This window comes from Algoriphagus sp. PAP.12, assembly GCF_026652115.1.
GTDB lineage: Bacteria > Bacteroidota > Bacteroidia > Cytophagales > Cyclobacteriaceae > Algoriphagus.
On the sequence record NZ_JAPPSQ010000027.1, the window covers coordinates 19040 to 33520 of the forward strand.

Below are 14481 nucleotides of genomic sequence, written 5' to 3' on the forward strand. Positions count from 1 at the left end.
TTTAGGGGGTGTTTTCTAGCCCCCTATTAAAAAGATAAATTCATAATCAATACTTTTAATATGATTCGATTTTTATTGAGTGTCACGACACTTTTGTTGGCTTCAATTTTCAATGTGAATGGACAAATGAGTGAAAGAGCTTTTTTTTATTCTGCTAGCTATATCAGTGATTCTACCGAAAGGGAAAGTAGAGGGGAGGATTTAATGGTGCTTTGGACTGGCAAGGATTATAGTGTTTTTGAAAGTTATTATAGGTATCAATTAGATTCCTTCAAGACTGCTGCCTCCAATCAAAGCTCCAATCCAGCAGATTTAAACATGCAAGCGGTATTGCAACAAGCTATTTCTATGAGAAAACCTTCTTTTAATTTTATAGTTCATAAATCACTGATTGACAAAGAAATCACCGTTTACAACACCTTGTTTTTTGATAATTTTAGATATGAGCAACCTTTAGTGATTGCTGGATGGAAAATTGGAACCCAAAAAGAGCAGGTTTTAGGGTTTTCTTGTCAAAAGGCGACAATTACTTATGCAGGCCGTGAATTTATAGCCTGGTTTTCTGAAGAGATCCCCATTAGTGATGGTCCCTATGTATTTAATGGACTTCCAGGTCTTATTCTAAAAATTGAAGATGTTCATGGTGACTACAGATTTGAACTGATTGGGATTCAAAATAAACAGGTGGATATGAAGGGAAGAACATTATCAAAATCGATAGATCTATCAAAAGAGCAGTTTTTTAGGACCAAAAGTGCCATGTACAAGGATGTAAGAAAGGCCCTTCTTGGTAAACCAACAAGTGCGGTATCTGATGATGCCATTCTAGATGTTCAGCAGAGATATGATAAAATGAATAATCCATTAGAGTTGGTGTATTTCAAATGAGATTAAGCTTATTATTAGCAACATTTTTTTTAGCAATATCAAGTTTTTCTCAAACCGTAATAAAAGGGAATATTAGAAATGCTTCTGATGGTTCTCCAGTAATGGGTGCAAATATCTTAGTAAAAAACCCGTTGGATTCGATAACCATTGCATTTGGCTTTTCAGATGAGATCGGTCATTTTGAAATTGAAGTCACGAGTGAATTAGATAGCATGCTTCTTTGGGTAAGTTCCATGACCATCCAAAAGAAGACTATGCTTCTTCCAGTTAGTCAACAAATCATTTCCATTGAAGTTGAAGCCGCTTCATTGAATCTGAATGAAGTGGTCGTTGATGGGATCAAAAATCCAATTTCCTTTAGTAAGGATACATTGAATTATGATATTTCTGGATTTTCTACTTCTAACGACCGAGTTTTAAGCGATGTTTTGGCACGCCTTCCAGGAATAGAAGTCTTGGACAATGGTATGATTCAATACCAAGGCAGACCCTTGATAAAGTTTTATATTGATGGGTTAGATTTATTACAAGGTAGCTATAACCTGGCCAACAAAAATCTCCCTATTGATGCGGTAGAATCTGTTGAATTATTAGAGAATCATCAGCCTATCAGGGTTTTGGATTCTTTGGTTTTTTCAGATAGAGCTGCTTTAAATGTAAAATTGAAAAGGAAGAATGCCTGGATTGGAGTTGGTAGTTTGGCGGCGGGCGCTCGTCCATTTTTAGGCCAAGTAAATTTTTCTCCTATGTTATTTAGCAACCAATTTCAAACATTATTAAGCTTTCAGGCAAACAACATAGGAGAAGACCTTGGGGAGAATCTTAAAAATTTGACTTTAAGTGATTTGCAAGAATTGAATCTTAATAGTCCCTTAAAAGATTGGGTCTATTTCCCTAGTTTAGAGGTTGTTGGGCTTCCGAAAAAGCGAGTCTTGTTTAATGAAAGCTTCTTGGGTTCAGTCAATATCTTGACCAAAAACAATCAAGCCACGGAGTTTAGGTTAAATGTTGGTTTTAGCAAAGAGGACTTTAGACAAGAATTAAGAAATTCTACCACCTATTACCTGCCAAATTCGGACACAGTTAGGTTTTATGAATCTTCAATGGCGGGTATTTCAAAGAGTAAATTAAGTGGAGAGCTAAATTGGAATAAAAACATTTCAAAAAAGTACGTTGATAATACCCTTTCAATTGACTTAGAGAAGAAAGATTTCAATGGAACAATTTATTTTAACCAAGAACCGGTAAATGAATTTTCTTCTTTGCCCAAATTTAAAGTAGGCAATAAATTAAAATTACTAACTCCTATAAAAAATAAATTGGGTGATTTTAAGTCATTTGTCACTTACCAAAAAACCGAACAAACATTAAATGTTGATATACAGGAAGAGACACATAAAGATATTCCACAGTTCCTAGGGAATGCTGCTCAAAATATTGAATTCAATAAATTTTTAACTGATAATTCTTTAGGCATTAACCTGAAACCCTTTAAACGAGTTGGGATTCAATCCAATTTGGGAATAAAGGTTGAATTGGAGGACTTGGGAACCGATTTGTTAATGGATTCAATTCCTGAAGATGAATTCTTGATCTCGAATCGGAATGCTGTAAATTCAAGAGAAATTACATCCTACTTTTATAATTCCATAAACTTTCAGGCAGAGGATTTCCAAGTGAAATTTGACTTTCCTTTTTATGCTTCAAGTTTTTCCAGGAATGATCAGGTGACCGATCAAAATCTGGAACAATCCAAGGTTTATTTTCAACCTTACTTGTTTGTCAAATATCAGTTTGATGGGAAAATTTCTAATTCATTTTCGTTCAGGAAAACCAATAATTTTGAATTGGCAGAGAGTTATTTTCCTTCTAGGATATTAAAAAGTTTTAGAAATATTGAAATAGGTAATAGCCAGATCCCTGAGGATATTTCCTATCGTTTTAATTATGGGCTTGATTATAAAAACCCTATTAGTGGACTCTTCTTTGAGTTAAGTGTTGCTTATTCAATTATTCAAAAGAATGTACTGGATCAATACCATGTCATTGATTCGGGTTTATCCTTAGTTTCCTTAACTGATAGGGATAATCGGGTAGTACGCAAAGCAGGGGGGGGGAAAGCAAGTAAATACTTTTCGCAATTGTATACCACAATGACTCTTTCTGGCTCAGCTCAACAACAGAATTTTTCTCAAATAAATAATGGGGAGCTAGTAGGATACTCTACCCAATCTTATTCCTCAGGTTTGAATATTTCTGTGAAGCCGAAGTCCTATTTTGGAATTGACATCAACACTGGATATCAACTCATTGCTATTGAAAGGAGTAGTCAGGAACTTTCAAAGATCAAACAAGTTGAAACCGGGATTGATTTGGATTTCTTCCCAAATACAAACCATTTATTGAAGACCGAACTTCATTATATAGTGAATCATTCAGGAGAAGGACAGTCCAAACAGCTCAGTAAATTTGTGGATTTTACTTATCGGTATAAACTTCCCAATTCAAGACTTGATTTTAGTCTGGTAGTAAATAATATTTTTAATTCAAACGAATACACCAGCTACTTTACCAATGGATTTGGTTATGCAGAAAGGTTAATTCCATTACGTCCCAGACAGTTTTTACTCAGAATTGATTATTCTTTTTGAGTTCCTTCAAGGGGGGGAGTTATTTCATGTAGGGAATTTTGGTGATTAAATTAGAATCGGCTTCCTAATTATTCTGTAAGACTTGAATCAATATTTGTAATGAGTAGTGGGTGATTCATTGCTTGATGTGTTTTATGCTATATTCCAATTCTTCAAAAGGAATAATCGTTTTCACGCCATAATCCGACACTGGCCAGGACTGGATAATTGTTTGAACCTCTATTCCCAAATCCTGAATAGCTTGGTAAAGCCCGGTTTGTCTAGCACTTACATTTTTTGACTCTCCGTTGAAGGGTATCCAAACCAAATCATCTTCAAAGAGAAGTTTTTCCTTGGGGAAATAGTAAACCAAGTAATCGATCGTGTGCTTTGATTTTTCCCCGATCAGGTAAATTTCCATGGAGTATTCCCCATCTGAAATTCTCAAGCTGTCCTGGATCAATTCCATTTGAAGGGGTCTGGTATGAAGAGATAGCCTGTCGGGTTGGACAGTTCTTTTTGCATGGACGATATAAGAGAGGTATTCCTGATTATGTTCGGAGACTAGGATTCTGGCCCCTTCCTGTACAAAGGGTCTAACTCCTCCCAGATAGTGAGGGTGGTAATGACCAAATACAAAGTATTTGATAGGTTTGTCTGGTGCTATCTTTTTGGCCTCTGCAATAATCAATTCCCCGTTTTCACTGGTCAATGGGGCTTCAGCAACCAAGAGAAAATCTGAAAACTCTACCACCAAGGCACGGTCATCGGTATGGCCCAACTCTACCAAATGAATATGCTCATTAAATGAAGAAGTAGAAACAGAAGCAGAGATGGGATCTTCCTCAGCCAATTGGTAGTCAGCAGGCCTTTTTAGTAATTGTGGTCTTGAATCAGTGAATTTAGCCTGGCTGATATCAACCTGGTCCAGGAGCTTTCCATTGATTTTTTTTATTTCTATGTGTTGGGCCAGATAGAAATCTTCTATCTGTAAATAAGCTGAATAGGTGTATGCAGTTTCCACGTCACCAAACAGTTCATCATGGCTCAAGGTCTGGATTTTGGAAAGCAGAAATGTTTCTTTGTCTATGAAGAGCTTTACAGTCGTTTTGTTGATCTGAAGGCTGTAGACAGCGTATTTTTCTTCAAGCCTTTCAATTGGGGGATGGTGCTCTTTGAAGTAGCTTAGAGTCCTATGGGGTAAGTATCTTGCGCTTAGAAAAACCTGGTCATGGAACTGACTTTTGGTAAGGGGTTCCAACTGCTCCTTTCCATAGTTTTGTTGAAGTAAATCCTGTTGACTTAAGACTGTCTTTGACAGATAGATCCTTTGATTTGATAGTAATGTATCGATTTTGCTAAAGTCATGGGCCTTGCTCCAAATTTCTCCTGAGGTGGAGAAATTGGTTTGTTGCCAAGGGGAAAAGCTGTGGAGTAGTTGGTTGGAACTTTCCTGAAATTCGAAGTTCAAAATCCTGATTTCCAAGGGCTCGGATTGTTTTTTCCAAGATTCCTCAAGGTAATTAGCTTGAGAGAAACTTGGTAGATAAGTCCAGGTAAAAGCCAACAATGTCAGCAGGACTGGTAGATTTCGATTTATTTTTTGATCCATGGTCTGTGAATTTTGTGGAGTGTTTTTAGTAAAAAAATGTATGCTGCCTGCTTCGAAGGAACCAATCCGAATACGAGTGGGGAAATAAATGATGTTTCTGAAAAATTGGTGAAGATGAGGAGAGCCAAGTGTCGATCCAATTATTAGGTTCCTATGGCTTATGCTCTTGAGAATAAAAGCAATAAACCAGGAGGGGTATCTTAAAATTCTCCTGATTTTCTCTTTATTTATTTAGTGGCCGTCATAATAAATGATGATTTCATTTAGGATAGCATAGACTTGCTTATCGTTTTTTTCTATTTCCCGTCGTTTCCAAAATGTATAGGCCCAATAGTGCCTATGAAGATTTTGTGAGTTGGCTTTCTGGTAGAGCTCCTCAAAATAAGCTTCTCTGTCAGGTTGTGATTCGATTATCTGATGAGCTTCAAGCAAATCGGATAGCAATTCCTCAAAGGCTTTTTCATAAAGGCTTTTAGGTATTCTTTGAAATATCTCTGCTTTGAATTCTTCAAAAGCCCGGTGTAATTGATCCGGGTTCCGAAATTTATTTAAGAATGCCCGTGTCAGTTTCTCTGAGAGGGAGGCGTCTTCTTTGAATAAGCGATTCAAGAATGAATAGTCCCATGAAAAGTTGACATAATCGATGGATGAACCTATGAAGGCCTTGATGAAACCCAATTCCCCAAAGTCCTTTTCAATTAAACCAACCACTGCATTTGAATAGAGTGGATCCAGGTCCTGATGGCTGTTGAACTGCTCGACCATCCTTTTTACATTTTTGTCATCTGACTCGCTCAGTTCCAGAAATTGATAGCTGATCAAATCATTCTGTTGGATTTCATAAATTTCATCTTCAATGGCGGTCTTCTGATTTTTATTGAGAATATCTTTGGAGTCATCATACTCCTGATTCTGCTCGATGAGCTGTAAGGATTTGAGAGAATAGTAATAGGCAATCCCTTGGAAAGAAAGTCCTATTAATAATGAGATAACGGCAGCCTTCTTCATATTAGTCCTTGTAATGGTTTTGGATTTCCTTCAGGATTCGGATGGTTTCCTTCTCATTTTGTTCTCTAAATCGCCTGTCCCAAAAACTGAAAGGCCATGAATACTCAAATTTTCTGGTGAACTTTTTAGATGGAAAGTCCATAAATTCCTCATCGCTTACATCATACTTAGTGTAGAATTTCTTGTGAAGGGGAGTATGGACAATCTCTTCATAAACTAGGATAAGGTCATCAATGAGTTCTTTGCATAATTTCTCATACCGGGCATTGGAGAAAAAAGTGTAGAAATAGACTTTGTTCTGATCCCAGAAATTGGAAACACCTTCAGGGGTTCGGTCAAAGGATTGGGCCTTAAGAGCGATATAAATCAGTTGGGATTCCCGCTCGAAATTCGAGTAGTTTTCAGGATTAGTTAAGTCTTCAAAATCTTCCTCTTCCTCTTGGTCTTGAAAACCAAATGGAATCGAAAAGACAGCCGAATAATTGGCTCTTTCAAATTCTTCTACCTTAGGTTCAAAATCAAATGCTATAGCAAAGATCTTTTTCCAATAAGCAGGCTCATATTCCTGGTTTTGCAATTGAGCGATGAATTCATCTCTCAACGTGATTGGATAAGATTTAGGATCATTTCTCTGCAGTGCGACATCTAGAAGGAACATCTCATATCCATTTAGGGCATTCCTAAATTCCTGAAAATGCCTAAAAGCAGTAAGCTCGTTTTTTATGATTTCATATTCGGGCAAATCCTGCCAATCCATGATTTCAATGGCCCCGTTTCTAACTTCTCTTTTTTGAAATGCAGTATATTCAGTGAAAAGCAAAAAAGCAGATCCAGCTAAAAATAGCAGCGAGAGTATTAGAAAAGTCCTCACCAGGATCTTCTGATTCGAAAAAGCCATAACCAGGATGATCAGCACGGTGAATAAAGCAGCGACTAGCAATAATTGAAGGGAGAAATTCATAACCTATCCATTCTACAATTCTGAGTGTTTTAAAAATTTAGGCTTTGAATGAGATTTCACTTCCGGATTGGTCTATCCAGGCCGATAGCCCGATGTTATTGTTGAAAATGGAAAGCACTATTGCTAGGCCTCTAGCTATATGAAAAAGTCCTCCTAGCTCAAATCTTAAATGGGAATCATCCATAGGTATTGATCTTTTGAATTTGAAAAAGGTCTCAAGGATTGGTATAATTCCATGGAAACCGGAGATTATAAGATCAATCTGGGTTAATTTTTTTTAGGGTGAAATAGCCAGTTTATATCCGTATCACTTAGCTTTATTTTTGTAAAAAATTGACTTGTTTTCGTTTTCTTGAAAATCAGGGACTGGCGGGGGGGAGCAAGGTTAGATTTTAAACCCGGTTGAAATCAGAAATTCCACTGCAGATGATGGCTTTGTCTCCAATGGGTTAAGCATTCATGATTCTTGGTTGTGCTTATAAGGGATTGTCAAAGTCACCAGGGTTCCTTTTTCATTGAATTTCGATCTATCGGCGATTCGAATTTCTCCTTTCATTTTAAGATCCTTGGATAAGATTTTTAACCGTTCGGAAGTGATCGTGGTAGCAAGAGATTTTTTTGTACTGGAACGGCTTCCGGCTTGGGTAGCTATACCTATCCCATTGTCAGAGATGGTACAGATCAGTTGTTGCTGGTCCAGACGAAGAGAAATTTCGATTTTGTTTTCCCCGCATTGCCCTAAAAATGCGTGTTCTATAGCATTTTCAACAAATGGCTGAATAAGCATGGGGGGAATCAATAGGGACTTGGTATCAATAGATGGGGCTACATCGATGGAATAATCAAATTGATTGTCTTCCAGATTATGGAGTGAAAGATAATTCTCCATTGCGGTAATTTCTTTGGAGAGCAATACCAGTTTATCTCTGGAATTTTCCAAAATGATTCGCAGCAGTTTGGAGAATTTTGACAGGTAGCTCACCGATTTCAATTCCTCTTTATTGAGGATCATCCCCTGGAGAACTGAGAGAGAATTAAATATAAAATGAGGGGTCATCTGAGAGCGAAGTAGCTTTTGCTCCACAATGGCATTTTTGGTTTTGGATTTTTCGTTTTTCAGCTTTTCTATAAAAATCATAGTTCCCATTGCGATGGAAATCAAAAGGATGCCAATGATGGCCCAGAGGTAATTTTGCCTTGTTTTTGCCAGATCCTGGGAAGTGTCAAAAACGGTTCTTGTCAATTTCAATTCTCTGATATTGGCAGAATCCAAGGCTTGTTTGTATTTGTATTCGTACTCCAGTTGGGTTATTCTTTCAATATTCTCTTTGTTAAATAAGCTGTCATTCAAAGATTTATAGGTTTGATAATGAGAAAGGGCTTTTTGATACTGTTCCGTGTTTTTAAAAATTTCAGAAAGCTGATGGGCCGCATTTTTTTGAACTTCCAGCAGCTCAAGGTCTTTACCGATCAGATTGGCTTGTTCTGTATAGGGGAGGGCTTTGCCATAGTTTTTCTCATCTAGATAGGTTTCTGCCAGACCCAACAGACCATTTGCCTGGATACTTGGAAGTCCGGTTTCTTTAGCAATTTGAATAGCCTGGGAGAAATTCTCTCTGGCGATGGCGGGTCTTTGGAGTGCTAAATAGACTTCTCCGATATAAACCAAACTAATGGCAGTTTGCTTGATATTGCCTAGCTCCTGACTGGACTCCATTGAAATCTTGTAAAAGATCAGCGCTTTTTCATATTCCTTTTTTTGCGCATATACCTTTCCCAGGTTGCTGTTTATGGCAGTAAGGATACTGCTATAGTCATTTTTCTGTGCCAAATTGAGTGCTTCTCGGAAGGATTCCAGAGCCTTATCCGTTTTCTTTAATAAATGGTAGGTGTCACCAATATTATAGAGCATGACAGTCATGCTCAGGCTGTCATTGGTTTTTCTTTTGTAGTCCAGACTTTTATTGAAGCTTTCTAATGCCATCGGGTAATTTCCTTGGGCCTGATAGATCACGCCCATATTAGACCGTACTGATGCCACTCCCTCTTCATCATGAGTTGCTTCACTTCGAAAAAGCGCCTCTTCAAAATTGGAAATTGCTTCTTCATACCTTCCTGTTTCAGAGTATACATTAGCAGAATTGATTAAAGTTGTGATCAATTCTCTTTCATTTCCAGTTTTCTGGTAGATATCAGCAGCTTTTCTATAATAGAATAAAGCTTGATCATATTCAGATAATGAGGAGTGAGTGATTCCAAATGCAGTTTGAATACTCGCAATTCCATTTTGATCTTGAATAGACTCATAGAGATCTAAGGATTGCTCAAAGTACTTGAGACTTTCAGGGAAGTTGGATTGGATGCTCTCCAAGATTCCTCTGAGGTAAAAAACTCTAGCTTTTCCTGCTTTAAAGTTGAGGCTATCACTCAATTCCTCTGCCTTTTGCAAATAAGTGAGAGCCAAATTCTGGTCCCATCGAAAATATTCAAATGCCAAACGATAGAAATTCAAGGCTTGAGTGGTATCTCTCTGCTGATGAAGCTCCAGTTCATTTTTCAGGCTATCAATGGCCGGGGTTTGTGCAAGTCCACCCGTCCAAATCAGGTGAGAAAACAAAAAAAGGAGTAAAAACCTAAAAGTAAAACGCATGGTTTGATGACAAATCAGATTTGAGGCAATTCAAAAACAGAGGATGAAAAAGGCATTAGTACTAAGAGTTTTTAGGCTCATTTTTGATTGATTCTGATTTGAATAAATTTCTAATCCAGACCAAAATAATTGATTTATTCTCTTTTAGGTACGATAGATTCGGATTTATAGCTATTGTCCTTTATCCTAATATCAATCCGTTCGATCTGAATCAATATTCGTAAAGGGAATGTGAGGTTTAAAAAATTCCAACCTGATTTAAAAAATAGGGGGTATAAGTATTCTTTTTGTAAATAGCTCTTAATTGAAATTTTATCGGGTGAATTTTTAATCAGTGAAAATCTATTATCCGACAACAAACGGTAACAAACGACTACAAACGTTTAATTACCGGCTAGTTCAAAAGTGTTTTGGTATAATGGTTTCCAAAAAGAGATGGAAGCGAGTCAATCTATCGTTATTTATAAACCTTTGCCAAAAGCTGGTAGGATTAAAGTATATATTCCGTATTCACTAAAAGATGAACGTGAGAAATTCAAAAAACTAAACTCCAGCTTTTATCATCCACAACAAAAACTTTGGAGTCTTGTCAACACAGAAACAAATTGGGGACTTCTTTTGGAAATGTTCGGCCCCCAGGCGATCATTCAGGAATCTAAAAAACAACCAAAGCTCCCAACCAAACCCCTAAGTGATGCCTCAGAAGCGGTATTGATTGCTTTGGAGCAGAAGTTAATCTTAAAAGCGTTCAGTCAATCCACTGTGAAAAGCTATTGTTCCTCCTTACGACCTTTTCTTTTATTTTTTGAAAGAAGAGATCTTAAAGAACTGAGCAAAGAAGATATCGAATCATTTGTTTATCATCAGATATCTAAATATAAAATTTCTGAGAGTGCACAGAATACACTTATCAATGCCATTAAGGCTTATTACGAACATGTTTTGGGAAAAGAACGGACGATCTATGAAATACAAAGGCCGAAAAAAAGTATGAACTTGCCCAATATTCTCAGCGAAGAAGAAATCAGAGGTATTTTTGGAAGCATAGAAAATATCAAGCATAGAACAGTTTTGATGTTGATTTATAGTGCAGGGTTACGAATCAGTGAAGCCATTAAGTTACGAATCCGGGATATCCATTCAGATGAAGGCTATATTTTCATAAAAGGAGCCAAAGGGAAAAAAGATCGAAAATCAGTTTTGTCTCCTGTTTTGCTAATACTTTTAAGAAAATATTACCGCGCATATAAACCATCCTACTGGCTATTTGAAGGACAAGAAGGAGGACAATATTCCGCCACGAGTATTCAGGCGGTATTTAGAAGGGCTGTTGAAAAAAGCAACTCGAATCCCTGGGCCACTGTTCACACGTTGAGACATAGTTTTGCTACTCATTTACTTCAAAAAGGAACCAATCTCCGGTATGTTCAAACCCTTTTGGGTCATCAAAGCAGTAAAACTACAGAAATCTATACCCATGTTCTCTCAATCTCTAACAAAAATATAAAGAGTCCGCTAGATGGGATGACCGAAATTCTTAATTTGGTAACAGCAACACCAAATACCCTTGTGGACAAAAGCGATATAAACGCAATAGAGTAGAGTAACTTAGGTTTAGCGAGGTGTTGTGCATAATATAAATGAACCGAAACAGAGTAATCATATTAACCATTGGACTTCTCCTAATTCTGACAGGAATTTGGGCTTATCCGAAGATTGACCAATTCTTCAAAGTAGACAGTTGCTTGGATAAAGGCGGAAGATGGAATTATGAAACTAAAGAGTGTGAATTCGACTCCGAAGAAGAATTTTCAGATTCACAAAAGACTGACAGCTTGAATGGATATAATCAACTTGCTGACGAGCAAAACAGAAAGACTTATACAATTTCGGAGTACAACACAGATTTAGAAAGTAAAAATATTGACAGACCTGATAAAACAATAATCACCAACCCGACTGTTGATACCACAGAACTATTCAGAATTTGGACTTTAGACCCTGACGGACCTCATGCAGACTTTTGGTTCAAACCAACTGAATTTTATGTGGTGGACTATGACGGAGATGGAGCAATGCCGTATTTATTGAATCAAGACAGCCTGACAATATTCTATAATGACTTTATCAAAAAAGGAAAGGTTGTTTCGGTAAGTAAGGACACTTTGAAGATTCATTGGGACGATTCTGAGAGACCTACCCAATATGTCGAATGGAAAAATTAAAAAATACTATGCACAACAAAGCATATAGCTTATGGCGGGTGATCGGCTACCAGCAAGGTTTTCGCTCCGTAGCCAGCTTTGGATTCGGTGGACAGGAAAGTGCTTCGAAACCGCCACAAGCTATATGCAAACCGTTGTGCTTCATTTAATAAATGCGAAAACCAGAGTTTCATATAGAACAAATCATAGAATTGATTAAGGAGCAAGAGCCTGACAGAACTGACCTAATTGAAGAATTGGAAAAGTCGGAAATGAGAAAGTGGATAAGACAATCTTACATTCGTTTCGTATCATCAGAAAGACCCAATCAACCTGGTTCGGAATGGCAATTGGACGAAAGTATTGTCTTGGAGCATGAAACCGAAGGGACAATAGTTCTAGATGTTTTGAAAGATGGTCGAATTGGTGGAATTGAGTTTGTAAGCCAAATCAGAGATTAAAAATGGACAAGGAATATTCAATACATCTCGACTCAAATAAAATAGGAACTACTCGACTTGAAAAAGCTGATGCTCCTATGGGAGTTGTATTTGGAGAGTTGAAATTTGAAAAAGATGAATTGAATTATGATATCATCAAATCCTATTGTAATGACAATAACATTGAACTTGCAGATGATTATCCCGAAAACAAATTCATTTCAACTAGTACAATCGACTCTTTAGTAATTAAGAATGAACTAGGGCTTGAAATTAAAGGAATGGGAAATCAGTTTAGCGGAATGGATAGTGAAGGATTTGAAATTTCAATAGAAGGAATTGCTTATCCATTTTATGAAGAAGAATTTCCTCACCATGTGAAAGCATACGATCAGATGTTTAAAGAATAAAAACGAAAGCACAACAACACCTATACGCAATGCCCTTCGGGACACTGCGTATAGCCCGCCCGTTGTGCTTCATGCAGAAAAAGACAAAATGAACATTCAAGAAGGATATAAAATTGACGAACCCGACATTTTCATTCCTTGGGATATTGACGAACAGACTTTGACTCAGAAATTGAATGGACGCGGCTTTAAACATGTTACGACAGGCTATTACACCATTTCATGTAAATCCTTGAATGGACTAAGTTGTTTGCTCGGATTTCACTTTGAACCCAGGAAAAATGGACATTTAAACGAATTGGAATTTTTCCGAACAGATTACAGCGACCAAGAGAAATCATTTAACGATTTTCAATCTCATTTCGAAAAGGAATTTGGAAAACCTACTTCAGAAGCAAATGGAAACGAAGGATTTAAAAATTATGCTTGGAATTTTGAGTCGGTTCAAATAGTCCATTATGTGTTCGACAGATTTGGACCAGAAGAACACATGAGAATTAGAAAAATAAAAAAGCACGAAAGCACAACAACACCTATAAGCAAGCGGGCAAACAGTGCTAAAGGAAGCGATAATACTTTTAATAAACTATGGTCTCGGCTGACAGGAAAGTAGCTTTCTACTGCCCTACTTGCCATATACTAACCGTTGGGATAATAATTATGAAAAGTTACATCCTTTATATTCTAGTGCTTATTTCTTCATGCACTATAGAACATTCTGATGAATTTGATAAGCTAACGACTTCATATTTCAAATTTGATGAATTAGGAAACTATGATAGTGCAAGAATTATTGGAGAAGCCTCTTTGGAGTTAGCCCAGAAATATTTTGAGCCTTTTGATACAAGAACAGCTCAAGCACACAATAATATGGCAGAGATGTTGAGAGAACTTGGTCAACTCACTTCAGCTATTCCACACTATCAAAAGGCAATTGAAATCTGGACTGTGAACAAAGACTCTCTGTTACTTGCTCGTGCTAATCAAAATTTAGGACTTCTATATTTGAATGGTCAAGAATATGAAAATGCTTCTATACATTTATCCAAATCAATTGATTTGCTCGAAGGCCTACATCTTGATAAGGACGAAAGAATTATTACACCTAAAACAATTTTAGGATATATTGCTATTGCAAAGAATGATTTAGATAAGGCTGAGGACTACTTCATGGAAGCATTAGTATTAACAGAAGCCCACTATTCAACAAATGAAATCGAATTTGGCCAAATATACAGAGATCTCTTTTTTTTATACTTTCATCAAAGGAAGTTTGATAGGTCGTACGAGTATCTAACAAAATCACGAGAAATATTTCTAAAAAATTTTGATCCGACTCATCCTACAATGGCGACACTGTATAGTCATCTCGGATCCTACTTTCACGTCCAAAATGAAATTGATTCTGCTGAGTATTACTACTTAAAAAGTTTATCAATTAGAGCTATTCAAACAGACAGAATCAATAGCAAGGCATTTCAAACTCTCAAAAACTTAGGTAGACTCTACACTGATCAAGGGGATTCAATAAATGCTAAAAAGTATATTGATCTGGCTAACTCTCTAGAGTCTTTATGACATAATAACTACCTCTGCCCCCCCCAGAAATAATAATAGGTTTTCGTCGTGTGCGGAGCACGAACGATGAAACCGATGTATTAGTTATTCTATTTCTAAA

General features: G+C 36.9%; 13 protein-coding genes. 8 read left to right on the forward strand and 5 right to left on the reverse strand.

Annotation, left to right across the window (positions count from 1 at the left end):
* Window positions 1-60 precede the first annotated feature (60 nt).
* On the forward strand, window positions 61-888 hold the full coding sequence (locus tag O0V13_RS20065; protein WP_268036800.1) for a GLPGLI family protein: 828 nt from the start codon (window positions 61-63) through the stop codon (window positions 886-888).
* Window positions 885-3539, forward strand: coding sequence for a hypothetical protein (locus O0V13_RS20070; RefSeq protein WP_268036801.1), 2655 nt, complete (start codon window positions 885-887; stop codon window positions 3537-3539). The genes O0V13_RS20065 and O0V13_RS20070 overlap by 4 nt, the downstream gene beginning before the upstream one ends.
* A gap of 115 nt (window positions 3540-3654) precedes the next feature.
* On the opposite strand, the gene O0V13_RS20075 is transcribed toward O0V13_RS20070, so the two are convergent.
* The 5 genes from O0V13_RS20075 to O0V13_RS20095 form a co-directional block, all read right to left on the reverse strand.
* Entirely contained in the window at window positions 3655-5130 is a 1476-nt protein-coding gene (locus O0V13_RS20075; protein ID WP_268036802.1) for a hypothetical protein, read from the reverse strand.
* A 231-nt stretch (window positions 5131-5361) separates the two neighbouring features.
* The gene (locus O0V13_RS20080; protein ID WP_268036803.1) at window positions 5362-6138 is read right to left on the reverse strand and encodes a hypothetical protein; all 777 of its coding nucleotides are present in this window, start codon (window positions 6136-6138) and stop codon (window positions 5362-5364) included.
* A 1-nt stretch (window position 6139) separates the two neighbouring features.
* Window positions 6140-7099, reverse strand: a complete 960-nt coding sequence (locus O0V13_RS20085; protein ID WP_268036804.1) for a hypothetical protein — start codon at window positions 7097-7099, stop codon at window positions 6140-6142.
* A 37-nt stretch (window positions 7100-7136) separates the two neighbouring features.
* Entirely contained in the window at window positions 7137-7283 is a 147-nt protein-coding gene (locus O0V13_RS20090) for a hypothetical protein (protein WP_268036805.1), read from the reverse strand.
* 273 nt (window positions 7284-7556) lie between these two features.
* Entirely contained in the window at window positions 7557-9749 is a 2193-nt protein-coding gene (locus O0V13_RS20095) for a tetratricopeptide repeat-containing sensor histidine kinase (RefSeq protein ID WP_268036806.1), read from the reverse strand.
* 435 nt (window positions 9750-10184) lie between these two features.
* On the opposite strand from O0V13_RS20095, the gene O0V13_RS20100 reads away from it, so the two are divergent.
* The 6 genes from O0V13_RS20100 (at window position 10185) to O0V13_RS20125 (ending at window position 14381) form a co-directional block, all read left to right on the forward strand.
* Window positions 10185-11351, forward strand: coding sequence for a tyrosine-type recombinase/integrase (locus O0V13_RS20100; RefSeq protein WP_268036807.1), 1167 nt, complete (start codon window positions 10185-10187; stop codon window positions 11349-11351).
* A gap of 38 nt (window positions 11352-11389) precedes the next feature.
* The gene (locus tag O0V13_RS20105; protein ID WP_268036809.1) at window positions 11390-11974 is read left to right on the forward strand and encodes a hypothetical protein; all 585 of its coding nucleotides are present in this window, start codon (window positions 11390-11392) and stop codon (window positions 11972-11974) included.
* A 152-nt stretch (window positions 11975-12126) separates the two neighbouring features.
* Window positions 12127-12414, forward strand: coding sequence for a hypothetical protein (locus O0V13_RS20110; protein ID WP_268036810.1), 288 nt, complete (start codon window positions 12127-12129; stop codon window positions 12412-12414).
* Window positions 12415-12416: 2 nt separating this feature from the next.
* Window positions 12417-12803 carry a hypothetical protein gene (locus O0V13_RS20115; RefSeq protein ID WP_268036812.1) on the forward strand — a complete coding sequence of 129 codons (387 nt, stop codon included), beginning with the start codon at window positions 12417-12419 and terminating at the stop codon, window positions 12801-12803.
* An 88-nt stretch (window positions 12804-12891) separates the two neighbouring features.
* Window positions 12892-13416, forward strand: a complete 525-nt coding sequence (locus tag O0V13_RS20120; RefSeq protein WP_268036813.1) for a hypothetical protein — start codon at window positions 12892-12894, stop codon at window positions 13414-13416.
* A gap of 47 nt (window positions 13417-13463) precedes the next feature.
* The gene (locus O0V13_RS20125) at window positions 13464-14381 is read left to right on the forward strand and encodes a tetratricopeptide repeat protein (protein ID WP_268036814.1); all 918 of its coding nucleotides are present in this window, start codon (window positions 13464-13466) and stop codon (window positions 14379-14381) included.
* The last annotated feature ends 100 nt before the right edge of the window (window positions 14382-14481 follow it).